At 65.3% G+C, this 21,093-nt stretch carries 21 protein-coding genes; 9 read left to right on the top strand and 12 right to left on the bottom strand.

Annotated features, from left to right (window positions below; translation table 11 throughout):
- Positions 1-13 precede the first annotated feature (13 nt).
- On the top strand, positions 14-1,663 hold the full coding sequence (recN, locus tag FLO80_RS08185) for a DNA repair protein RecN (RefSeq protein ID WP_111365505.1): 1,650 nt from the start codon (positions 14-16) through the stop codon (positions 1,661-1,663).
- A 41-nt stretch (positions 1,664-1,704) separates the two neighbouring features.
- Here the strand turns inward: recN and FLO80_RS08180 are convergent, their stop codons facing one another.
- Complete coding sequence (locus FLO80_RS08180) at positions 1,705-3,081, bottom strand: FAD-binding oxidoreductase (protein WP_111365503.1); 1,377 nt, start codon at positions 3,079-3,081, stop codon at positions 1,705-1,707.
- Between the two features lie 104 nt (positions 3,082-3,185).
- Here FLO80_RS08180 and FLO80_RS08175 point away from each other — a divergent pair, with 104 nt between their 5' ends.
- Positions 3,186-4,874 carry a chloride channel protein gene (locus FLO80_RS08175; protein WP_111365501.1) on the top strand — a complete coding sequence of 563 codons (1,689 nt, stop codon included), beginning with the start codon at positions 3,186-3,188 and terminating at the stop codon, positions 4,872-4,874.
- Positions 4,875-4,886: 12 nt separating this feature from the next.
- On the opposite strand, the gene FLO80_RS08170 is transcribed toward FLO80_RS08175, so the two are convergent.
- The 4 genes from FLO80_RS08170 to cobS form a co-directional block, all read right to left on the bottom strand.
- Positions 4,887-5,231: a DUF427 domain-containing protein gene (locus tag FLO80_RS08170; RefSeq protein ID WP_111365499.1), complete on the bottom strand. Its 345-nt coding sequence runs from the start codon at positions 5,229-5,231 to the stop codon at positions 4,887-4,889.
- A 60-nt stretch (positions 5,232-5,291) separates the two neighbouring features.
- A complete protein-coding gene (locus FLO80_RS08165) occupies positions 5,292-7,094 on the bottom strand; it encodes an aminopeptidase P family protein (RefSeq protein WP_111365739.1) in 1,803 nt (600 codons plus the stop codon).
- 116 nt (positions 7,095-7,210) lie between these two features.
- Positions 7,211-9,085 (bottom strand): cobaltochelatase subunit CobT, encoded by a 1,875-nt coding sequence (gene cobT, locus FLO80_RS08160; protein WP_111365497.1) that lies wholly within the window; start codon positions 9,083-9,085, stop codon positions 7,211-7,213.
- Positions 9,086-9,170: 85 nt separating this feature from the next.
- Entirely contained in the window at positions 9,171-10,157 is a 987-nt protein-coding gene (cobS, locus tag FLO80_RS08155; protein ID WP_111365495.1) for a cobaltochelatase subunit CobS, read from the bottom strand.
- Positions 10,158-10,336: 179 nt separating this feature from the next.
- Here cobS and FLO80_RS08150 point away from each other — a divergent pair, with 179 nt between their 5' ends.
- The 4 genes from FLO80_RS08150 (at position 10,337) to msrB (ending at position 12,832) form a co-directional block, all read left to right on the top strand.
- On the top strand, positions 10,337-10,894 hold the full coding sequence (locus FLO80_RS08150; protein WP_111365737.1) for a sigma-70 family RNA polymerase sigma factor: 558 nt from the start codon (positions 10,337-10,339) through the stop codon (positions 10,892-10,894).
- On the top strand, positions 10,891-11,589 hold the full coding sequence (locus FLO80_RS08145) for an anti-sigma factor (RefSeq protein WP_111365493.1): 699 nt from the start codon (positions 10,891-10,893) through the stop codon (positions 11,587-11,589). Before FLO80_RS08150 ends, FLO80_RS08145 begins: the two co-directional genes overlap by 4 nt.
- An 88-nt stretch (positions 11,590-11,677) precedes the next feature.
- Positions 11,678-12,220, top strand: a complete 543-nt coding sequence (locus FLO80_RS08140; RefSeq protein WP_111365491.1) for a fasciclin domain-containing protein — start codon at positions 11,678-11,680, stop codon at positions 12,218-12,220.
- A gap of 141 nt (positions 12,221-12,361) precedes the next feature.
- A complete protein-coding gene (gene msrB / locus FLO80_RS08135) occupies positions 12,362-12,832 on the top strand; it encodes a peptide-methionine (R)-S-oxide reductase MsrB (RefSeq protein WP_111365489.1) in 471 nt (156 codons plus the stop codon).
- A 92-nt stretch (positions 12,833-12,924) separates the two neighbouring features.
- Here msrB and FLO80_RS08130 read toward each other — a convergent pair whose 3' ends face one another.
- Complete coding sequence (locus FLO80_RS08130; RefSeq protein ID WP_111365488.1) at positions 12,925-13,551, bottom strand: DnaJ domain-containing protein; 627 nt, start codon at positions 13,549-13,551, stop codon at positions 12,925-12,927.
- A 77-nt stretch (positions 13,552-13,628) separates the two neighbouring features.
- Between FLO80_RS08130 and FLO80_RS08125 the strand changes: the two genes are divergently transcribed.
- Positions 13,629-13,883 (top strand): BolA family protein, encoded by a 255-nt coding sequence (locus FLO80_RS08125; RefSeq protein ID WP_111365486.1) that lies wholly within the window; start codon positions 13,629-13,631, stop codon positions 13,881-13,883.
- Positions 13,884-13,886: 3 nt separating this feature from the next.
- On the opposite strand, the gene FLO80_RS08120 is transcribed toward FLO80_RS08125, so the two are convergent.
- From FLO80_RS08120 to gatB, 4 genes are all read right to left on the bottom strand, one after another.
- The gene (locus tag FLO80_RS08120) at positions 13,887-14,285 is read right to left on the bottom strand and encodes a DUF4177 domain-containing protein (protein ID WP_111365484.1); all 399 of its coding nucleotides are present in this window, start codon (positions 14,283-14,285) and stop codon (positions 13,887-13,889) included.
- Positions 14,286-14,501: 216 nt separating this feature from the next.
- The gene (locus FLO80_RS08115; protein WP_111365482.1) at positions 14,502-14,981 is read right to left on the bottom strand and encodes a thioesterase family protein; all 480 of its coding nucleotides are present in this window, start codon (positions 14,979-14,981) and stop codon (positions 14,502-14,504) included.
- 5 nt (positions 14,982-14,986) lie between these two features.
- Positions 14,987-15,400: a CopD family protein gene (locus tag FLO80_RS08110; protein WP_111365480.1), complete on the bottom strand. Its 414-nt coding sequence runs from the start codon at positions 15,398-15,400 to the stop codon at positions 14,987-14,989.
- Between the two features lie 317 nt (positions 15,401-15,717).
- Complete coding sequence (gene gatB / locus FLO80_RS08105; protein ID WP_111365478.1) at positions 15,718-17,229, bottom strand: Asp-tRNA(Asn)/Glu-tRNA(Gln) amidotransferase subunit GatB; 1,512 nt, start codon at positions 17,227-17,229, stop codon at positions 15,718-15,720.
- Positions 17,230-17,492: 263 nt separating this feature from the next.
- Here gatB and FLO80_RS22845 point away from each other — a divergent pair, with 263 nt between their 5' ends.
- Positions 17,493-17,669, top strand: a complete 177-nt coding sequence (locus tag FLO80_RS22845; protein ID WP_188078240.1) for a hypothetical protein — start codon at positions 17,493-17,495, stop codon at positions 17,667-17,669.
- A 16-nt stretch (positions 17,670-17,685) separates the two neighbouring features.
- On the opposite strand, the gene FLO80_RS08100 is transcribed toward FLO80_RS22845, so the two are convergent.
- The gene (locus FLO80_RS08100; RefSeq protein WP_111365476.1) at positions 17,686-18,960 is read right to left on the bottom strand and encodes a hypothetical protein; all 1,275 of its coding nucleotides are present in this window, start codon (positions 18,958-18,960) and stop codon (positions 17,686-17,688) included.
- Positions 18,961-19,195: 235 nt separating this feature from the next.
- Here FLO80_RS08100 and FLO80_RS08095 point away from each other — a divergent pair, with 235 nt between their 5' ends.
- The gene (locus FLO80_RS08095; RefSeq protein ID WP_246156611.1) at positions 19,196-19,984 is read left to right on the top strand and encodes a transglycosylase SLT domain-containing protein; all 789 of its coding nucleotides are present in this window, start codon (positions 19,196-19,198) and stop codon (positions 19,982-19,984) included.
- A 117-nt stretch (positions 19,985-20,101) separates the two neighbouring features.
- On the opposite strand, the gene nrdF is transcribed toward FLO80_RS08095, so the two are convergent.
- On the bottom strand, positions 20,102-21,091 hold the full coding sequence (gene nrdF / locus FLO80_RS08090) for a class 1b ribonucleoside-diphosphate reductase subunit beta (protein WP_111365474.1): 990 nt from the start codon (positions 21,089-21,091) through the stop codon (positions 20,102-20,104).
- Positions 21,092-21,093: the final 2 nt, after the last annotated feature.

The following is a 21,093-nucleotide window of genomic DNA, read 5'->3' as shown; positions in this document are numbered from 1 at the left end:
ACCCTACGGGTGAATGCTGCGCACGCTTGAAATTCGTGACATGTTGATCATTGACCGGCTGGAGCTTGAATTCCAGCCGGGTCTCAACGTGTTGACCGGCGAGACCGGGGCCGGCAAGTCGATCCTTCTTGATTCGCTCGGTTTCGTGCTGGGCTGGCGGGGTCGGGCGGAGTTGGTTCGCGCGGGCGCGGATCAAGGCGAAGTCACCGCCGTTTTCGATCTGCCCGGGGGACATGCGGCGCATGAGGTGCTGGCCGATGCCGGGTTGCCGGGAGGGGACGAGTTGATCCTGCGGCGGATCAACACGCCCGACGGGCGCAAGACCGCATGGGTCAACGACCGGCGGACCAGCGGCGAGGTGCTGCGGCGCCTGTCGGAGGTTCTGGTCGAATTGCACGGGCAGCATGACGATCGCGGGCTGCTCAATCCGCGCGGGCATCGGGCGCTTCTGGATCAGTTCGCGGGCCTCGAAAGCGAGATCGGGGCGCTGCGGACGTTATGGACCGAGAGAGGGCGCGCGCGAAAGGCGTTCGAGACCGCGAAAGCGCGGGTCGACGAGGTGCGCGCGGAAGAGGAGTTCCTGCGCCATTCGGTGGCCGAACTGGACGCGCTCGACCCGCAACCGGGCGAGGACGAGGCGCTGGATCAGCGGCGGCGGCGGATGCAGGCGGCCGAGAAGGTGGGCGAGGACATCGCCCGGGCGCTGGAGGCGATTTCGGGTCACGAGGGGGCCGAAGGTCGGGCGGGAGATGCGTTGCGATGGCTCGAAGGGGTGGGCGCAGAGCTGGACGGGTTGCTCGATGCACCGGTCGAGGGTCTGGGCCGGGCCTTGAACGAGCTGGCCGAGGCGGGCGACGGGGTGCGCCGCGCGGTGGAGGCGTTGTCGTTCGATGCGCATGAGCTGGAAGCCTGTGAAGAACGGCTTTTCGCGATTCGGGCGCTGGCGCGCAAACACGGGGTGCAGCCGGACGAGCTGGCCGGGTTTGCCGAAGATCTGCGTGGGCGATTGGCCGAGCTTGAGCGCGGCGATGCCGATCTGGCGGAGCTGGCACGCGTGGCCGAGACGGCCGGGGCGGCCTATGACGCGGCCGCGCAGGCATTGAGCGCGCGGCGGCGGGCGGCGGCGGGGCAGTTGGATGCGGCCGTGATGGGAGAGCTTGGCCCGCTCAAGATGGAGCGCGCGGAGTTCACCACCGGGATCGAGGCGACCGAGCCAGGGCCGGAGGGCGTGGACGCGGTGAGTTTCACCGTGGCGACCAACCCCGGCGCCCCGGCGGGCCCCTTGGCGAAGATCGCCTCGGGCGGGGAGTTGTCGCGTTTCCTGCTGGCGCTCAAGGTGTCGTTGGCGCAGGGCGAATCCGGGGTCACGATGATTTTTGACGAGATCGACCGCGGGGTCGGCGGCGCCACGGCGGATGCGGTGGGGCGGCGTCTGGCCGAACTGGCCAACGGGGCGCAGGTTCTGGTCGTGACCCATTCTCCGCAGGTCGCGGCCAGGGCGGGCCATCACTGGCGGGTGGAAAAGCAGGTCGAAGCGGGCGAGACGCGCTCGAACGTGGTGCCGCTGACCGATGGGGCCCGGGTGGACGAGATCGCGCGGATGCTGTCGGGCGACCGGATCACCGACGCCGCGCGGGCGGCAGCGATTCAGTTGATCGGGTAAGCGACGGCAACGCCGCCGTGCACAAGGCCGTTGTGTGGCGATCAGTTGCGCGGCGGGACCATCTTGCCGGGATTGAGCAGATTGTCCGGGTCGAGCGCCTGTTTGATAGCGCCCATGACCTGCCAGCCCTGACCGTGCTCTTCGGCCATGTAGGGCAGCTTGCCCACGCCGATTCCGTGTTCGCCGGTCATCGTGCCGCCCATGGCCAGCGCGCGTTCGACCATGCGGTTCGACGCGGCCTTGACCTTGTCGAGCGCGGCCTTGTCATCGGCGTCGAACATGATGACCGAATGGAAGTTGCCGTCGCCCACATGGCCGAGGATGGGCCCGTAAAGCCCCGAGGCGGTGAGATCGTCGGCGGTTTCGTTGATCGCGTCGGCCAGCCGCGAGATCGGCACGCAGACATCGGTGACGAGACCCTTCCAGCCCGGGCGCGCGTTATAGATCGCGTAGGCGCCGTTGTGGCGCATGGTCCAGAGCGCATTGCGCTCCTCAGGGCGGGTGGCCCAGTCGAAACCGTGGCCATTGTGGTCGGCGATGATCGCACCGAACCCTTCGGCCATTTCGGCCACGCCGGTTTCGGAGCCGTGGAATTCGACCATCAGGTGCGGGCATTCGGGCATGCTTGCCCCGGCATAGGCGTTGAACGCCTTGACCGTTTCGGCATCGAGCAATTCGATCCGTGCCATCGAGAGGCCCATCTGGATCGTGTCGGTCACGGCGCGCACGGCGTCATCCACGCTGTCGAAGGCGCAGATCGCGGCAGTGATCGCCTCGGGCTGGCCATGCAGTTTGAGCGTGAGTTCGGTGATCAGGCCGAGCGTGCCTTCGGAGCCGACGAAAAGCCCGGTCAGGTCATAGCCGGCCGAGGTCTTGCGGGCGCGGGTGCCGGTGCGGATCACCCGGCCATCGGCCAGCACCACCTCGAGCCCCAGCACGTTGTCGCGCATGGTGCCATAGCGCACGGCGGTCGTGCCGCTCGCCCGGGTCGAGGCCATGCCCCCCACCGAGGCATTGGCGCCGGGGTCGACCGGAAAGAACAGCCCCGTGGCGCGCAGTTCTTCGTTGAGGGCCTCGCGGGTGACGCCGGGTTGCACGGCGGCGTCCATGTCGCCCTGGTTGACCGAGAGCACCTTGTTCATGCGGGCGAAATCGACCACTACCCCGCCGGAAAACGCCATCGCCTGACCTTCGAGCGAAGTGCCCACGCCCCAGCCGGTGACGGGCACAGCGTGGGCGGCGCAGATCTTCATCAGCTCCGACACCTCTTGCGTGGTTTTGGGATAGGCGACCGCGTCGGGGGGTGTCACGGGAAAATAGGTCTCGGATCGGCCATGCAGATCCAGATCGGACTTGGAGCGGCTGAGCCGTTGGCCTAGTAATGTGGATAACTCGGCAAGAGCGTCTTGGATCGGCATGTTTTCCTCCGACGAGTGGTTGGCCAAGACCGTAAGGTATGCCGGAGGTATGGGGAAGGGGCGTCCCGCCGGATTTGTCTAAAATTGCCCGCGATTGAGATGTGATGAACCGGCCGCAACGATCCTTCTGGACAGAAACACGCGCACGGGCCGCGCAGGAGATCCGGCGGACCTTTGCAATCCTGCGCGAGACCGGGCCGAGCCAGTTCCAGTTCTGGCTGTTGGCGTTGGTGATCGGGATCGGGGCCGGGTTTTCCGCGTTGCTGTTCCGGTTGGGAATCGAGGCATTGCAGGGCTGGGCCTATGGCACCGACAACGTGAACCGGCTGCATTCCTTTGCCGAGACGCTGCCGTGGATCTGGGTGCTGATCATTCCGACGCTGGGCGGGTTGGCGGTGGGGCTGATCCTGCATTTCTTTACCGATGACGGGCGCGTGCGCTCGGTGTCGGACGTGATCGAGGGGGCGGCGCTTTACCAGGGGCGGGTCGAGGGGCGGGCCGGTGTGGCCTCGGCGCTGGCCTCGCTGATTACGCTGGGCACGGGCGGATCGACCGGGCGCGAGGGGCCGGTGGTGCATCTGGCCAGCCTGATTTCGAGTTGGGTGAGCAACCGGATTCACGCCAGCGGCATGACCGGGCGCGACCTGATGGGATGCGCGGTGGCTGCCGCGGTTTCGGCGAGTTTCAACGCGCCGATCGCGGGGGCGTTGTTCGCGCTCGAGGTGGTGCTGCGGCATTTCGCGGTGCATGCCTTCGCCCCCATCGTCATCGCCAGCGTGGCCGGGACGGTGATCAACCGCTTGGCCTTTGGCGATGTGACCGAGTTCGCCTTGCCCGGCACCTCGGCACTGGAATTCTATGTCGAGTTGCCTGCCTTCCTGTTGCTCGGGCTGGTGTGTGGCCTGGTTGCGGTGGTGATGATGCGGGTGATTTTCCTGGCCGAGGACATGGCCGGCCATACGCAGGCACGGATCGGTTTGCCGCGCTGGCTGCGCCCGGCGGTGACCGGGCTCCTGCTGGGGGGGATCGCGATCTGGTTTCCGCATATCATCGGTGTCGGATATGAGACCACGAGCGCCGCGCTGACCGGGCAACTTGTCCTGCATGAGGCGGTGGTGTTTTGCGTGCTCAAGGTGGTTGCGGTGGCGATCACCATGGCGGGGCGCATGGGGGGCGGTGTCTTTTCACCGTCGCTCATGGTGGGGGCGTTGACCGGGCTCGCGTTTGGCCTGATCGCCACGTCGGTCTTTCCCGAGGTGTCGGGTGCGGACACGCTTTATGCGCTGGCGGGTATGGGCGCGGTGGCCGCGGCGGTGCTGGGTGCGCCGATCTCGACCACGCTGATCGTGTTCGAGATGACCGGAGACTGGCAGACCGGGCTGGCGGTGATGGTCGCGGTCAGCATGTCGACGGCGCTGAGTTCGCGGCTGGTGGATCGGTCGTTTTTCCTGACCCAGCTTGAACGGCGCGGGGTGCGTCTCGCTGCTGGCCCACAAGCCTATCTGCTGGCGATGTTCCGGGTGGTGAGCCTGATGAAGCCGTTGGGCGAGCGTGAATGCCCGGACGAGAGCGACCTGTGGCAGATGGTCGAGGACGGTATCTATGTCGACGCCAACGCGACGCTCGAAACCGCGATGCCGGTCTTTGAACAGTCGGGCGCGGCGTATCTTCCGGTGCTGAGTCTCACCGGCGAGAATAATCGCCCCGAACTATGGGGCGCGCTCTGGCATGTCGATGCGCTCAAATCCTATAACCGGGCGCTGGCGGCGACGGCGGAGGAAGAGCATTCCTGAGCGTGCTGCGGGTCAGACCTGCTCGACCGCCACTTTTTCGCTGGGGTAAAAGGCGAGGTGATCCTTGATACGGGCCACGTCTTCCTGCGGATTTTCATAGGACCAGACGGTGTTTTCAAGCGTGGTCGATTTGGTCACGATCGAGAAGTAACGCGCCGCACCCTTCCATGGGCAGGTCGTCGCGTGGTCGCTTTCGTCAAGAAAGGCCATGGCGATGTCTTCGCGCGGGAAATAGATCACCGGGGGCATGTCGCCTTCGACGAGTTCCAGCGCATTCTTCGACTCGCCCAGAACGGCGCCGCCTGCGCGCACCACCCATGTGCCGGGCGCGCGTGTGATCGTGATTTTCGGTGCCATTTTCCGTTTCCTCCCGGGTTTCGCCACGCCAGTCTGACGCGCAATTGTTGCGCCGACATGTCAAAGTGGCTCGGTCGCGCCTTGCAACCATAGCCGAGCCGCCTCGGAAACCCGAGGGCCGATTTTGTCGCGGCAGGCGGCGTGATAACGGTTGAGCCAGTCGATTTCATCGGCGGTCATCATCGTGGGCAGGATCAGGCGACGGTCGATCGGCACCCATGTCAGGGTTTCGAAATCGTACATGTCGCGATCATCCCCGCCTTGCAGGGCCTCGGCCTCGCGCACGACGATCAGGTTTTCAAGGCGGATGCCGAAGGCGCCTTCGCGGTAATAGCCGGGTTCGTTCGACAGGATCATGCCGGGATCGAGCGGCACATGGCTTATCCGGGCAAGACGCTGCGGGCCTTCGTGAACGCAGAGATAGACCCCCACGCCATGGCCGGTGCCGTGGTTGAAATCCTGCCCGGCGAGCCAGAGGGGATACCGCGCCAGCGCGTCGAGATCGCGCCCGGCGAGGCCCTTGGGAAAGCGCGCCCGGGAAATCGCGATCATGCCCTTGAGAACGCGGGTGAAGCAGTGACGTTCCTCGTCACCCACGCGGCCCACGGGCAGGGTGCGGGTGATGTCGGTGGTGCCGTCGATATATTGCCCGCCGCTGTCGACCACGATCAGGTGCCCGTCTTCGAGCCGCGTGTTTGACCCCTCGGTCACGCGGTAATGCATCACCGCACCGTTGGGGCCGGTGCCCGCGATGGTGTCGAAGCTGATGTCGATCAGCGCGTTGGTGGCGCGGCGGAATCCTTCGAGGGCGGTGACCACGTCGATCTCGGTAATCGTATCGGGGGCTTGGGCGTCGAACCAGGCGAGGAATTCGACCATCGCGGAGGCGTCGCGCAGATGCGCTTCGCTTGTGGCGGCGATTTCGGCGCGGGTCTTGCGGGCCTTGGGCAGAAGGCAGGGGTCTTCGCCCCGGTCATGGGCGACGCCAGCCTCGTCGAGTTCCTGCACCACGAGGATCGGGGCGGTCTTGGGGTCGACGCGCACCTTGCCGGTCAGCGAATGCAGCGCCGGGGCAAAGGCCGAGGGTGGACGGATCGTGACCTGCCCACCGAGATGGGCGCGCAGGCTGTCATCGAGCTTGGCCGGATCGACAAAGAGCGTCAGGCGCGCATCGTCGTGCAGGATGGCGAAGGCGTGGGGCACCGGGTTGCGCGGGATGTCCGCACCGCGGATGTTCAAGAGCCACGCGATGGAATCCGCAAGCGTGATCACCGCCGCCGATTGCCCGGCACTGCGCAGTGCCTCGGCCAGCCGGGCGCGTTTGCCCTCGTGCGATTCGCCAGCGAGATCGGCGGGATAGGGGGTGATGCGGCCGGTGGGGGGCGGAGGCTGATCCGACCAGATCATGTCGACGAGATTGCCATGGGGGGCAAGTGCTATGCCCTTGGGTGCAAGCTTTTGTTCAAGCGTTGCGATCTCGTCGGGGGTGTGAAGCCACGGGTCATAGGCCACGGTGCCCCCGTCGGGCAGTTCGGCCGCGAGCCAATCGCCAAGCTGGGTCTCGGGCCAGGGGACCGGGGTGAAATGATCAGGATCAACCTGTCGCTTGACCTGTGTGCGATAGCGCCCGTCGATGAAGACCCCGGCCTTGTGCGGGAGCACCGCACAGAACCCGGCCGACCCGGTGAAACCGGTGAGCCATGCCAGCCGGGCGTCGCGTTCGGCGACGTATTCGCCCTGATGCGCATCGGCGCGTGGCACGAGAAAACCGGCAAACCCTTCGCGGCGCATGAGCGCACGCAGCGTGGCCAGCCGCTCGGGGCCTTTGGATGGGTTCGAGGTGTCCTGGAAACTTTGAAACATGAAAATCCCCTGTAGTTTGGCCGCATCGAACAAGGAAATCCGCCCATGCGCAACAGGCAAAGGCGGGAAACCTGTCGCACCTGCGCGATCTGATGGCGGGATGGTCCGGTCGGGCCTTAACCGGCCTTCCTGATGCCGAGGAATCGTGCCCTTGCGCGTGGGTCGGTGTCGAACAGGGCGGCCAGCTGTTCGGTCATGGCGCCGGCCAGTTGTTCGACATCGGTGATCGTCACCGCGCGCTCGTAATAGCGGGTCACGTCATGGCCGATGCCGATGGCCAGAAGCTCGACGATCTTTTTCTTTTCGATCATCGCGATCACGTCGCGCAGGTGTTTTTCGAGGTAATTGGCCGGGTTGACCGAGAGGGTCGAATCATCGACCGGCGCGCCGTCGGAGATCACCATCAGGATGCGCCGCGCCTCGGGGCGCATCAGCATGCGGCGATGCGCCCATTCCAGCGCCTCGCCGTCGATGTTTTCCTTCAGGAGCCCCTCTTTCATCATCAGCCCGAGGTTGGGCCGGACCCGGCGCCACGGCGCATCCGCGCCCTTGTAGACGATGTGGCGCAGGTCGTTGAGGCGGCCGGGCTGGGCCGGGCGGCCGTCATTGAGCCATCTCTCGCGGCTTTGACCGCCTTTCCATGCCCGGGTGGTGAAGCCAAGGATCTCGACCTTGACGTCGCAACGCTCCAGCGTGCGGGCGAGCACATCGGCGCAGATCGCCGCGATCGAGATCGGACGGCCCCGCATCGAGCCGGAATTGTCGAGAAGCAGCGTCACCACCGTGTCGCGGAACTCGGTGTCTTTCTCGACCTTGAAGGAGAGCGGCGTTGTGGGGTTGGCCACCACGCGCGCGAGGCGCCCGGCGTCGAGGATACCCTCTTCGCGGTCGAACTCCCACGAGCGGTTCTGCTGGGCCTGCAACCGGCGCTGGAGCTTGTTGGCAAGCCGTCCCACCGCGCCCTTGAGCGGGTCAAGCTGTTGATCGAGATAGGAGCGCAGCCGTTCAAGCTCGGCCGGTTCGGCAAGGTCTTCGGCGGCGATCTCTTCGTCGAATTCGGTTTCAAAGGCGCGGTAATCGGGGTCGGCATCCGAGAGTTGCGGCGGTGGCGGTGGATCGAGCGGGGCCTCGCCGTCGGGCATTTCGGCCTCGTCGCCCATTTCGTCCTCGGCCATTTCGTCCATCGAGACCTGGGCTTCTGAGGCGTCCTGCTGATCGTCTTGGGTCTGCTCGGGATCGGCCTCGCCGGACTGGTCCTCGCTGTCTTCCTGGCCCGCGTCCTCGGGATTTTCCTCTTCCTGCGCCTCGTCGTCCTGATCGTCCTGGTCGTCGTCGGGCGCGTCGGGATCATCGCCCAACTGATCGCCATAGCCCAGATCGGTGATGACCTGGCGGGCGAAACGGGCGAATTCGGCCTGATCGGAGAGCTTTTCCTGGAGGTCCTCAAGTGTGCCGCCGGCCTGCTCCTCGATGAAACCCTGCCAGAGCTTCATGACGTTGTCGGCCCCGGGGGGCAGGTCGCGACCGGTAGCAAGATGGCGGGTGAGATAGCCGGCGGCGGCGGCCAGCGGTGCGTCGGAACTGTCGGTGATCTGCTCATAGCCGCGACGGCGGGCCTCGTCGGCGATCTTGGCGTCGATATTGCCCGAGGTGCCGGGCATTTCGCGCGCGCCCATCGCCTCGCAACGGGCGGTTTCCATCGCCTCGTAGATGTCGCGGGCCATATCGCCGGGCGGCGCGTATTTGGCGTGGGTGGCGCCATCGTGGAACTTGTGCCGGAGCGCCAGTGCGTCCGCCGTGCCGCGGGCGAGCAGAACCTCGTCGCGGGTCATCCGGCGGCTGACCTGCGGCAGGCGCATCGCATCGCCCGAAAGCCCGGCGGGATCGACCGAATAGGAGACCGACAGTTCGGGATCGTCGGCCATGACCTTGGTGGCCTCGGCCAGGGCCTTCTTGAACGGATCGGCGGGGTTGTCGGTGGGTTTGCTCATCGCGATGTCCTTGGCAGGACGCTCATCGGCCCTTGCGGGTCGCCTTGCGCGGCCCGCATGTCAGGGCAGGATGAGCGGCTGCGCGTCATCCCAGGCTCACGCTGGCGGCCGACTCGGGGAGTTCCTCGTCAAAGCAGCGCTGGTAGAATTCGGCCACGGTCTGGCGCTCGAGCTCGTCGCATTTGTTGAGGAAAGTCACGCGGAAGGCATAGCCGACATTGCGGAAAATCTCGGCGTTCTGGGCCCATGTGATGACCGTGCGCGGGCTCATCAGGGTCGAGAGGTCGCCGTTCATGAAGGCGGTGCGCGTGAGGTCCGCGATGGTGACCATCTGGCTGACGATGCGGCGGCCCTTTTCGGTGTTGTAATGCGGGTTCTTGGCCAGAACGATGGCGGTTTCGGCGTCATGGCTGAGATAGTTCAGCGTGGCGACGAGGCTCCAGCGGTCCATCTGGGCCTGGTTGATCTGTTGCACCCCGTGATAAAGCCCGGTCGTGTCACCCAGGCCGACGGTGTTGGCGGTGGCGAAGAGGCGGAAATACTTGTGCGGGGTGATGATCTCGTTCTGGTCGAGCAGGGTGAGCTTGCCGTCGGTTTCGAGAACCCGCTGGATCACGAACATCACGTCGGCACGGCCGGCGTCGTATTCGTCGAACACGATGGCGGTGGGGTTGCGCAGCGCCCAGGGCAGGATGCCCTCGTGAAACTCGGTGACCTGCTTGCCGTCCTTGAGCTTGATCGCGTCCTTGCCGATGAGGTCGATCCGGCTGATATGGCTGTCGAGATTGACGCGCACGCAGGGCCAGTTGAGATGCGCGGCCACCTGTTCGATATGGGTGGATTTGCCGGTGCCGTGATAGCCTTGGATCATCACCCGGCGGTTGTGCGAGAACCCGGCAAGGATGGCGAGCGTGGTGTCGGGGTCGAACTTGTAGGTCGAATCGATATCGGGCACCCGTTCGGAGCGGTCGGAAAACCCTTTTATCGTCATGTCCGTATCAATGCCAAAGACCTCGCGGACCGAGATTTCCTCGGTGGGTTTCGCGTTGATGTCGATCGATCCGTCCGCCATGTTCTGTCGTCCTCTGAGCCCGGCCAAAATGCCAACCCGCACGTGGTGCAATAAATTGCGCCCAAGGGCAAGGGTCGGGGCGGTCTGACGCGGGGGCGTCGGGGCGGTGCGGCGAAAAAAATTCTACAGCGCCTTGTCGGTAGGTGACGCTGGGCCGGTTTCGTGCCAATCTCGCCTCGATGACGACGCACGCGGATATAGAAGACATGCTGGCCCGCACCGCCATGGGCGACCGGGCGGCGTTTGCCGGGCTTTATCGGGCGACCTCCGCGAAACTTTTCGGGGTTGCCTTGCGTATCTTGAATGACAGGGCCGAAGCCGAAGAGGTGTTGCAGGAGGTGTTTGTGCGGATCTGGCACAAGGCCGACCGCTATCGCGCCAACGGGCTGAGCCCGATGACATGGTTGATCACGGTGACGCGAAATCTGAGTATCGACCGATTGCGCCGACTGCGGGCGACCGGGGTGACGCGTGCGGGCAATCCGGACGAGGCCACGGCGCATATGGCCGATCCGGCCCCCGGCCCCGAGGCGCAGGTTGTGGCCGCCGATGAGCGGGCGCGGATCGACGCCTGTCTGGACGAGTTGGAAGCCGCGCGGGCGGGGGCTGTGCGCGGGGCCTATATCGAGGGGTTGAGCTATGCCGAGCTGGCCGCGCGCCACGAGGTGCCGCTCAACACCATGCGGACATGGCTGCGTCGCAGCCTGTTGAAACTGAGGGAGTGCCTGAGCCGATGAGCGAGGGAAGGCCAGACCGGGAAGACGACCGTATCCGCGCCGCGGAATACGCGCTTGGCCTGCTGGACGAGGCCGAGGCGAGGGCGTTCGAGGCGCGGCTGCGCGACGATCCCGATTTGCGGGCGGAATATGCCGCCTGGGCCGAGCATTTCGCCGGCTTGGCGGATGGTGCGGACGTGCCTCCGCCCGCGCATGTCTGGCAGGAACTTGAGAGCGGGCTGTTCGGGTCGACGCAGGCGGGACCGGGACGCTCGCGCTGGCGTTACTGGCGTGGTTGGGGGCTGGGTGCGGCGCTGGCGGCGATGCTGGCGGTGCTTTTGCTCTATCTGGGGCCATTCGGGACGCCGACAGTGCCACAGGCCGATCTGGTTGCTTACATCGAGGCCGAGAGCGGCGATTTGCGGGTTCTGGCCGGATATGACGAAGCGACAGGTCAGCTTGAGGTTTCGCGGGTTGGCGGCGCACCGGAACCCGGGCGCTCGTTCGAGCTTTGGCTGATTGCGGGCGATGCGGCGCCTGTCTCGCTCGGGGTTCTGCCCGAGCGCGAGCGCGGTGTGCTGTCCGTACCCGATGCTCTTGGCCCGCAGATGGCCGGGGCGACACTTGCGATTTCCGATGAACCCGCGGGGGGATCACCGACCGGGCAACCGACCGGCGCGGTGCTGGCTGCGGGGCAGGTGATCACAGGTTCGTGAGAGGAGAAACCCCGGGACCGGCCCTGACGTGACTGCGTGTGACCTGCCTGTGAGGGGCAGGGACAACGCAACACGAAAGGACCAAGACATGAAACAGATCGCACTTGTCGCCGCATTCACCGCATTCGCCGGGGTCGCCCAGGCCGAAAATCCGATGGTCGGTGGCGCGCCGATGTTCGCGACGAAGAACATTGTCGAGAACGCGGTGAATTCGGCCGATCACACCACGCTGGTGGCCGCCGTGCAGGCGGCGGGGCTGGTCGAGACGCTTCAGGGCGAGGGGCCGTTCACCGTCTTTGCTCCCACCAACGCGGCCTTTGACAGGCTCCAGGAGGGCACGGTCGAGGCGCTGTTGCAGCCCGAGGCGAAAGACCAGTTGACCCAGGTCCTGACCTGCCACGTGGTCGCTGCCGACGCGATGTCGGGCGCGATCAAGGGCATGGTCGACGATGATGGCGGCATGCATGTCGTGCCCACGCTGGGCGGTTGCATGCTCAAGGCGACCTATGACGGCGACCGGATCATGCTGGAAGACGAGCGCGGACGGACGATCAACGTGACCATCGCGGATGTCGAGCAATCGAACGGGGTGATCCATGTGGTCGACCGGCTGATCCTGCCGGCGATGTGAAGCTGACAACGCCAAATCGTGGGGCTGCCGGTCGTTGACCGGTGGCCCGCGTGGCGCGCCTGGCTTCACGCGAAGTTGCGCGGCGCGTGATTGCATGGGCCCCGCATGTGGCGCAGAACAGGGGCGGAAAAGGAGTTAGTCATGCAACGACGGAGATTTTTCCAACTGGCACTCGCCGCACCGGCGGCGATGGTGGCAGGAATCGCCCCCGGCCTGGCGCGCGCCTTCGAGGTGACGCGCACCGACGAGGAGTGGCGCGCGATGCTGAGCCCGCTGGAATACAAGGTGATGCGCAAGGAAGGCACCGAACGGGCGTTTTCCTCGCCGCTCGACAAGGAATATGGCGCGGGCACCTATCATTGCCGGGGCTGTGACCTGGCGCTTTATTCGAGCGAGCACAAGTACGACAGCGGCACGGGCTGGCCGAGCTTCTGGCAGGCCAAGAGCGGTGCGATCGGCACGAAACCCGACCGGACGCTTTTTGGCACCTATACCGAATGCCATTGTGCGCGTTGCGGCAGCCACTTGGGCCATATTTTCGATGACGGGCCGAAACCCACCGGCAAGCGGCATTGCATCAACGGTGTGAGCCTTGTCTTTCGGCCCGCGTGAGATGATGCGCGCGAAAGCTTACGAAATCTGAACGCGACCGCACGATAGCGCGCGTGGGATGGCGAATCGCCGGGTCGCGCGGGCCTCGGTCGTCATTTGAAGTTGCGGCTGTCCTTGACCTGTTCCCAGGCCCACATCACCTCTTGCAACTGCTCTTCCTGTGAGCGGTCACCGCCGTTCATGTCGGGGTGCAGCACCTTGATCAGCGCCTTGTACGCCTTGCGCACCTCGGTTTTCGTGGCGCTGTCCTTGACTTCGAGAATCTCGATTGCGCGGCGTTCGGTGGGGGGCAGGCGACGGCCCGGCGAGCCGGAGCGTTTGCCGGGGTTCTGCGTGGCATTGGCGCCCAGCACCTGGTGCGGGTCCTCGATTCCGAGCCGGGCCCAGGCGCGGGCCTCGGGGTCACGGAAGTCGCGGGTCTGGCGCTCCCAGACCTTGTCCTTGGAGGCCTGTGCGTTCATCTCGGCCTCGGTCGTGCCGTCGAAGAAATTCCACTTGAGGTTATATTCGCGCACGTGCTCCTTGCAGAACCAGAAATAGTCGTCGAGCACGTCCGGGGCCTTGGGCGCGCGAAACTTGCCCGGTTCGTTGCACCCCTCGTGGTCGCAGACCCGGGTCGATGTTTCGGACGCGCCGGACATGCCGCGCCGACCGCGCGGGTTCTTCTTCTTGGCCGACGATACAGAGATATCGAAACCGAAGGGGTCGGGTTTTCGCATGATAGAGGCACCTTTTCGACTCGGACCCGGGAGTTTACTCTTCTGGGTGAAAACCGAAAGAGGGCAGGAGAGAAAAAATGTCGAAAGAGGCGGAAATACGGGCCGCGATCGAGGCGGCATTCGATATACAAGAGCTTGAAATCATAAATGAATCTGCGCGCCACGCGGGCCATGCGGGGGATGATGGCTCGGGAGAGAGCCATTTTGCCTTGCGTCTGCGTGCCACCGAATTGGCCGCGCTGGGCCGTGTCGCGCGCCATCGCGCGGTGCATCGGGCGCTGGGGCCGGAGCTGGTGGCCTCGATCCATGCGCTTTCGCTGGACCTTGGGTAGGGGTCAGGTGCGTCCTGTGTCGCGATCCGGGGTGTCGGGCGTGGTGTCGGTGTCGTCTGTTGTGGGGGCGGTGATGTTGTCTTCGGGATCGGGTTCGGGCGTGTCGGTGGTGTCTGGCAATTCTGTCGGTTCGGGGTGAACATCTTCTTGCGCCTCGGTGCGCTGGGCGTCGCGGGGGCGGCGAAACACCAGAAGGTCGCGAAAGACGGTCTGCGAGGAGGTCAGGCCCTGGCGCTCGTCGCAAGGCAGGGTTTCGGCGCGCTGAAACTCCCAGCCGAGGGCGGCATGTTCGTTCATAACCTCTTGCAAGGCATAGGCAAATCGCGCCTCCGGGGTCTTGGCGCCCTTGACTTTGCGCGCCTTTCGCGGGGCCGGGACGACCTTGTATTCATAGCCTGTCATCGGGTGTTTTCCGTGGTTTCCCATCCACGTTTCCTAGCAGGCCCCGGCAGGGGATTCCAGCGCGGGTTAACGGATGATTTTGCAACCGCGCCGCCGGGTTAACGCGGGTTTCCGGCGAAAAATCGGGGGGTGACTCACGCGCACCGTCCGGCTGCCACCCGGCTGCCGGGCGATGCGTGCCGAAAGGGCAGGATCAAAGGTTAACCGTGCGCGCGGTCACTTGCGGCGGATGCCGATGGGGCGACCGATCAAGGCCGGGCGCGGCAGGTCGCGGTGGCGCGTCATCAGCGCCTCGATATTGGCGAGGATATCGGGCGGCATCGGGGCGACGCGGGGGCCGGACATGTCGATATGCAGGGTCAAGCCTTCGGCGCTGGCCGAGACCCAGCCGTCGGAATGGATGAGTTCCTGGTAGAAATGGAACCGCTTCTCGTCATGGTCGAGCAGTTGGAACGAGGCGCGCACCATGTCGCCCTCGTGGATCTCGCGCAGGTAGCGGACATGGGATTCGGCGGCATAGGTGGTGAAGCCCCGCTGCTCGCGATACTCGGGGCCAAAGCCCAGTTCCTCCCAGATCTGATCGACGCCGCGGTCGAACAGCACGTGATAGAAGGCGAGGTTGAGATGGCCGTTATAGTCGATCCAGTCCGGTTCGACCCGCATCGGCGTCGAGATGAAGGGGGTGTTTTTGGTCATGTGTCTCAGAACGGTTTGACCACCACGACCCAGAGAATGGCGATCGTGGCGATGACGGAGATTTCGTTGAAGATGCGCAGGAAGAGGTCACTTTCGCGAAATTCGCCCCGGCGGGCGCGCATCACGAGGCGGCCGGTCCAGGCGTAATGCACGGCCAGAAGCGCGACGAGCGCGAGCTTGAGATGGGTCCAGGGGGCGAAATCCCAGACCGACCAGGCGAGCCAGAGCCCGGTGATCACGCCAATGACCGCCAGACCCGCCGAGAAGCGATAGAGCCGCACGGTGAGATCGCCGGTCGGGCCGAACTCGCCCGAGGCGGCATGTTCGCGCTTCCAGTAGATCAGCGCGCGCGGCACGGCGAAGACGGATGTCATCCAGCCCATGACGCAAAGCAGGTGTATGATCTTGACCCAGTCCATGGGCGATGGATGGCCCATCCCGGGGGCGGGCGCAAGAGCACAGCGGCTCCGGGGCCCGCCTTGAACGGCGCGCGCGTTGCGAGGTTGGATGCCTCCGGCGGGGATATTTGGGGCCAAATGAAGTAACATGTTGTTAACCCTGACGCGTTAGCCTCTGATCACGGTACAGGCGGGGACGCCGATGACCGTGCCAAGTGAAGGCCCCTCGCTCTATGGCGGGGGGCTGACTTGTGCGCGCTCATGGCTTCATTTGGCGTCAAATATCCTGGGGGTCCGGGGGTGAAACCCCCGGGGTCTGGTCACGCCCCGCCGTCAGGTCACAGCCCGAGCCGGGCCTGCACCAGTTCGTTCACCGCCTTGGGGTTGGCCTTGCCGCCGGTGGCCTTCATCACCTGCCCCACGAACCAGCCGGCGAGTTTCGGGTTCACCTTGGCCTTTTCGACCTGCGCGGGGTTGGCGGCGATGATCTCGTCGAGCGCGGTTTCGATGGCGCCGGTGTCGGTGACCTGTTTCATGCCACGCTCGTCAACGATCCGTGCCGGATCGCCCCCTTCGGTGTAGACGATCTCGAAGAGATCCTTGGCGATCTTGCCGGAAATCACGTCCGAGGCGATCAGGTCGATGATCCCGCCAAGCTGTGCCGGCGAGACCGGGCTTTCGGTGATGTCGTGGTCTTCCTTCTTGAGGCGGCCGAAGAGCTCGTTGATGATCCAGTTGGCGGCGAGCTTGCCATCGCGACCTTTGGCCACCTCTTCGAAAAAGGCGGCCGCGTCGGTTTCGGCGGTCAGCACGCTCGCGTCATATTCGGTGAGCCCGTAATCGGCCATGAACCGCGCCTTCTTCTCGTCGGGCAGTTCGGGCAGGGAGGCCGCGATATCGTCGACCCATGCCTGTTCGATTTCGAGCGGCAGCAGGTCGGGACAGGGGAAATAGCGATAGTCATGCGCCTCTTCCTTGGAACGCTGGCTCCGTGTCTCGCCTGTGTCCGGGTCGAAACCGCGGGTTTCCTGATCGACGGTGCCGCCATTCTCGAGAATCCTGATCTGGCGGCGCGCCTCATAGTCGATGGCCTGCTGGATGAAGCGCATGGAGTTCATGTTCTTGATCTCGCAGCGGGTGCCGAGATGCGCGAAATCCTGGGTTTCCATGTATTTCTCATACTGGCCCGGGCGGCAGACGGACACGTTCACATCGGCGCGCAGGTTGCCGTTTTGCATGTTGCCGTCGCAGGTGCCCAGATAACGCAGGATCTGGCGCAGTTTCAGCATATAGGCGGCGGCCTCTTCCGGGCCGCGAATGTCCGGACGGCTGACGATTTCCATCAGCGCGACACCGGTGCGGTTGAGATCGACGAAGGACATGTTCGGGTCCATGTCGTGAATCGACTTGCCGGCGTCCTGCTCGATATGGATGCGCTCGATCCGCACCTTGCGGGCCACGCCCGGCTCCATATCGACGAGAACCTCGCCTTCGCCGACAATGGGCTCGTAAAGCTGGGAGATCTGATAGCCCTGTGGATTGTCGGGGTAGAAGTAATTCTTGCGGTCGAAGGCCGATTTGAGGTTGATCGCCGCCTTGAGGCCTAGCCCGGTGCGCACCGCCTGCTCGACGCAGAATTCGTTGATCACGGGCAGCATGCCGGGCATGGCCGCGTCGACGAAGGCGACATTGGAATTGGGTTCGGCGCCGAATTGGGTCGACGCGCCCGAGAAGAGCTTGGCGCGCGAGGCCACCTGTGCGTGCACCTCCATACCGATCACCAGTTCCCAATCGTGTTTCGCGCCTGCGATCACTTTGGGTTTCGGGGCTTCATAGGTGAGATCGAGCATCGTTCCGGTTCCTTGCTGGCACTGGCAGCCTTCTAAAGCGTTTCAGGTTGCAACGGAATCGAAATGCGCCGCCTCTCCCTTCGGTCGAACGCGCGTTTCGATCCAGATGCTATTTTCGTAAACCTGAAACGCTATAGGGCAGGGGCGCGAAGGGGGCAAGGGGGCGTCGGGGCGTGCGCCCTGCCGTGGCGGGGTCAGGTTTCCCTGACTGTCGCGCGGGCGGGGAATGTGGTGAAATCCGCGCATATTCGGAGGGTTTTCACATGGCATTTTATCACAAGATCATTCTTGCGGCACTGGCGGTGACGGCTGTTGCCGCCGGTGCCGGGTTTATCTCGGCGGAACCGGCCGCCCCGGTGGTGGCCGATCCGGGCTGGTGGCTGGCGCTCGGCGAAGGGTTGATCGGGGCCGATGAGAACGGCTGGTGCCGCTGCCTGTGAGTCGGGCGATGCCGGATCAGCGCGCGGGAAAGAGCCGCAGCCCGTGACGCGAAAAGGCGACGGTGGTTCCGGCCAGCAATTCATCGGCGAAATGGCGCGCGATGGTCATGCGCGCGGTCATCGTGCCGCGGCGCAGCAGCGCCGAGCGCATCGGCAGGCTGGAATATCCCTGACCGATGCTGGCCTCGGCCCAGATCAGCGGGTGCAGTTCGAACAGGTACTCGGCGAGAATCCAGTCGAGCGTGCCGTGGATCGCGCGGCGCGTCTTGCGCAGGAGATCGGGGGCGTTCGCGGGGGTGCGGGCCGGGTCCATCGTGATCGCCGCATAGGCCGCGAGCATGTTGGCGATGTGCTGATCCGGGCGGTTGGCGAGGATGTCGCGCATCCCGTCGAGAAAGAAGTCGAGATCGAGCCCGTGCGCGGCGCCCGGATCGACGGCGAGCGCGTCCATGTAGACCCAGGCATAGGCGCCGCTGCCCCAGGTCGCGCCGTTGCGCGCGGCGGTGCGGCGGGCCTCGAGTTCGAGCGCATCGTAAGAGCCGAACCAGCGCGGCAGCAGGTGGTTCCCGAGGGCGCGCATCGGGCGGGGGTTGTGCGGGTTGAAGTCGATCAGCCGCTCATAGCAGTCCATGAGCCGTTTTCCCGGTTCGGGATCGGCGCTGAGCAGGGTGCAGCGCGCCGCGGCAAGAAGCGGGGCATCGGGGTGTCGGTCGAAAACCGGTTCGAGAATCCGCGCCGCACGGTCGAAATGGGCCGCGAAAAGCCGCTGGTTGCGTTCGGGGATTTCATGTGGCCAGCCGGTGCCGCGCCACGCCCAGCCGATATCGGCATGCGCGAGCGCCACGGTCGCGGCGATCCCGTAATCTTCGGGAAATTCGCCCAGCACGTCTTCGAGGGCCTCGATTCCATCAAGTGTCGGGTTGGCCCCGTCGGCCAGTGCTTCTTCGGTGGCGTGCACCACGTCGGCCCGGGCGCCATAGCTGAGCAGTTCGGCATGCGACATGGCGCAGGGCGTGGCATGGCGCGCGGCGTCGGCGGTGCGGATCGCCGATGCCAGATCATCCCAGCGGTCCTGGCGTGCGAGGAACTGGCCCCGGTCCTGGATCGCGGCGCGCGAAAGCTCTTCGTGCGGGGATTCGGCGGTCGGCAGGATGAGCTGTCGTTCCAGCCGCTCGGCCAGGGCGCGATCGCGCGCCTGCGTATCCCGGGCCGCAAGGCGGCGCAGCGGTGCCGGGCGCAGGGTGCGCAGCGCGCGCGTCAGTGTGACGGAGAATCCCGCAGATCGTATCATGTCCCCTCCTGTGGCTGATCTGGGGTCAGCATCGCGCCAGTTTCGGGCCGAATCCGGGCACGGGCGGGGTGATTTGCGGGAATTGCGGCGGCGGCTTGCGAAGAGATTTCCGGACCGGGGACAATGCCTTGTTCCGGCATGGAATTGTCGATGGATTTTCGGGGCATCCCGCGCCGACGGGCGGAGACGCGCCAAGCGGCTTGCGCCCCGGGCCGATATCCCGTTTCATTACGCGATGACCTGGGGGATCAAGATGGCGCGCCGCGGTGCGTTGGCCGCGCTGGTTTGCGCGGGTTTGGCGGGGCCGGTGTTTGCCGAAGCCCTGTCGAGGCATGATCCGGCGGCGGCCGTGGATCGGATCAACCGAAACAGCCACGCGGTCGCGATGCGCCCGGACGCGGTTGCGCCCGCAGAGGGCGATCCGTTGCGGATACGACCGCGCATGCGCCGTGCGGGCGTGCCGCATGCGCGCTGGTCGCACCGGGCCGAGGCGCGGCTCTGGACGCGCGCGGCGCTTTCGGCGCTGGGCGATCACGCCGCGCCGCTGGTGCGGATGGTGCCGGAGGATATCGAGACATGGTGCCCGGCCTATCCGCAAGCCGATGGGCCAGGGCGCGCGGCCTTCTGGGTGGGGTTCCTGTCGGCGCTTGCCAAGTACGAGAGCACCTACAGGCCCGATGCGGTCGGCGGCGGCGGGCGATGGTACGGGTTGATGCAGATCCTGCCCGCGACGGCGCAGGGCTATGGCTGTCGGGCGCGCAGCGGTGCGGGGTTGACGAACGGCGCCGACAACCTGAGCTGTGCGCTGCGGATCATGGCGCGCACGGTGCCGCGGGACGGGGTGGTTCACGGCTATTCCGAGCGTTTCAAGCGCAAGTGGCGCGGCGTGTCGGCGGATTGGGGGCCGATGCGGTCGCGCGCCAAGCGCGCAGAGATGGCGGCATGGCTGCGCGCGCAGAGCTATTGCCAACCGCTGTCGCGCCTTCGGCCCAGGCCGCGGCCCGAGGGGCTGGTGCCCGGGTGAGGCGCGCGGTGGGACGCGCTGCGTTCAGATCGGGCCCGGGCGGTGATTGAACCGTTATCCCGTCAAGCCGATCACGCGGAGGGCCTGCCTGTCACGGGTTGAACGCAGCGCGAGCTTTCAGAAATCCCAATCTTCGTCTTCGGTCGCGACGGCCTTGCCGATCACGTAGCTCGACCCGGAGCCCGAGAAGAAATCGTGGTTTTCATCCGAATTGGGCGAGAGCGCGGCCATGATCGCAGGGTTCACCTTGCAGGCATCCTCGGGGAACAGGGCCTCGAAGCCGAGATTCTGCAGGGCCTTGTTGGCGTTGTAATGCAGGAAGTGTTTTACATCCTCGGTCAGGCCCAGCCCGTCATAGAGCTGTTCGGTATAGCGCGCCTCGATCTCGTAGAGATCGAAGAGCAGGGCGAAGGTGAAATCCTTGAGTTCCTGCCTTTCGCTTTCGGGGAGCCGTTCCAGCCCGCGCTGGAACTTGTAGCCGATATAATAGCCGTGGATCGCCTCGTCGCGGATGATGAGGCGGATCAGGTCGGCGGTGTTGGTCAGCCGGGCGCGGCTGGACCAGTGCATCGGCAGGTAGAAGCCCGAATAGAACAGGAAGGACTCGAGGAACACGCTTGCCACCTTCTTGCGCAGCGGCGATGCGGTGGCGTCGTATTCATCGAGGATCAGCCGCGATTTCGCCTGAAGGTGCTCGTTCTCGGCCGACCAGCGGAATGCCTCATCCACCTCGGCCGTCTGGCACAGGGTCGAGAAGACCGAGGAATAGCTGCGCGCATGCACCGCTTCCATGAAGGCGATGTTGCTGAGCACCGCCTCTTCATGCGGGGTGATCGCATCCTGCATCAGGGTCGGCGCGCCCACGGTGTTCTGGATCGTGTCGAGCAGGGTCAGCCCGGTGAAGACGCGGATGGTGAGCGTGCGTTCCTCGTCGGTCAGTTGCGACCAGCCCTGGATGTCGTTCGAGAGCGGCACCTTTTCGGGGAGCCAGAAATTCACCGTCAGGCGGTTCCAGACATCGAGGTCGATGTCGTCCTCGAGCCGGTTCCAGTTGACGGCACGCGGGACGGCACGGTGGTCGGGGCGGGAGTGGGTCAGGTCTTTCATGG

This window comes from Aquicoccus porphyridii (genome assembly GCF_008369105.1).
Classification (GTDB): domain Bacteria; phylum Pseudomonadota; class Alphaproteobacteria; order Rhodobacterales; family Rhodobacteraceae; genus Aquicoccus; species Aquicoccus porphyridii.
The sequence above is the reverse complement of the archived record's forward strand: the minus strand, read 5'-3'. Positions and strand labels throughout refer to the sequence as shown.

What these genes read in the sequence shown, in the direction of transcription:
- FLO80_RS08115 (WP_111365482.1), bottom strand. Translation starts at nt 14,981, where the DNA reads ATGACCAAAAACACCCCCTTCATCTCGACGCCGATGCGGGTCGAACCG.
- FLO80_RS08125 (WP_111365486.1), top strand. Translation starts at nt 13,629, where the DNA reads ATGTCGAAAGAGGCGGAAATACGGGCCGCGATCGAGGCGGCATTCGAT.
- FLO80_RS08150 (WP_111365737.1), top strand. Translation starts at nt 10,337, where the DNA reads ATGACGACGCACGCGGATATAGAAGACATGCTGGCCCGCACCGCCATG.
- recN (WP_111365505.1), top strand. Translation starts at nt 14, where the DNA reads ATGCTGCGCACGCTTGAAATTCGTGACATGTTGATCATTGACCGGCTG.
- FLO80_RS08180 (WP_111365503.1), bottom strand. Translation starts at nt 3,081, where the DNA reads ATGCCGATCCAAGACGCTCTTGCCGAGTTATCCACATTACTAGGCCAA.
- cobS (WP_111365495.1), bottom strand. Translation starts at nt 10,157, where the DNA reads ATGGCGGACGGATCGATCGACATCAACGCGAAACCCACCGAGGAAATC.
- FLO80_RS08110 (WP_111365480.1), bottom strand. Translation starts at nt 15,400, where the DNA reads ATGGACTGGGTCAAGATCATACACCTGCTTTGCGTCATGGGCTGGATG.
- FLO80_RS08120 (WP_111365484.1), bottom strand. Translation starts at nt 14,285, where the DNA reads ATGACAGGCTATGAATACAAGGTCGTCCCGGCCCCGCGAAAGGCGCGC.
- FLO80_RS08130 (WP_111365488.1), bottom strand. Translation starts at nt 13,551, where the DNA reads ATGCGAAAACCCGACCCCTTCGGTTTCGATATCTCTGTATCGTCGGCC.
- FLO80_RS08170 (WP_111365499.1), bottom strand. Translation starts at nt 5,231, where the DNA reads ATGGCACCGAAAATCACGATCACACGCGCGCCCGGCACATGGGTGGTG.
- nrdF (WP_111365474.1), bottom strand. Translation starts at nt 21,091, where the DNA reads ATGAAAGACCTGACCCACTCCCGCCCCGACCACCGTGCCGTCCCGCGT.
- FLO80_RS08095 (WP_246156611.1), top strand. Translation starts at nt 19,196, where the DNA reads ATGACCTGGGGGATCAAGATGGCGCGCCGCGGTGCGTTGGCCGCGCTG.
- FLO80_RS08100 (WP_111365476.1), bottom strand. Translation starts at nt 18,960, where the DNA reads ATGATACGATCTGCGGGATTCTCCGTCACACTGACGCGCGCGCTGCGC.
- FLO80_RS22845 (WP_188078240.1), top strand. Translation starts at nt 17,493, where the DNA reads ATGGCATTTTATCACAAGATCATTCTTGCGGCACTGGCGGTGACGGCT.
- FLO80_RS08165 (WP_111365739.1), bottom strand. Translation starts at nt 7,094, where the DNA reads ATGTTTCAAAGTTTCCAGGACACCTCGAACCCATCCAAAGGCCCCGAG.
- FLO80_RS08175 (WP_111365501.1), top strand. Translation starts at nt 3,186, where the DNA reads ATGAACCGGCCGCAACGATCCTTCTGGACAGAAACACGCGCACGGGCC.
- FLO80_RS08145 (WP_111365493.1), top strand. Translation starts at nt 10,891, where the DNA reads ATGAGCGAGGGAAGGCCAGACCGGGAAGACGACCGTATCCGCGCCGCG.
- gatB (WP_111365478.1), bottom strand. Translation starts at nt 17,229, where the DNA reads ATGCTCGATCTCACCTATGAAGCCCCGAAACCCAAAGTGATCGCAGGC.
- msrB (WP_111365489.1), top strand. Translation starts at nt 12,362, where the DNA reads ATGCAACGACGGAGATTTTTCCAACTGGCACTCGCCGCACCGGCGGCG.
- cobT (WP_111365497.1), bottom strand. Translation starts at nt 9,085, where the DNA reads ATGAGCAAACCCACCGACAACCCCGCCGATCCGTTCAAGAAGGCCCTG.
- FLO80_RS08140 (WP_111365491.1), top strand. Translation starts at nt 11,678, where the DNA reads ATGAAACAGATCGCACTTGTCGCCGCATTCACCGCATTCGCCGGGGTC.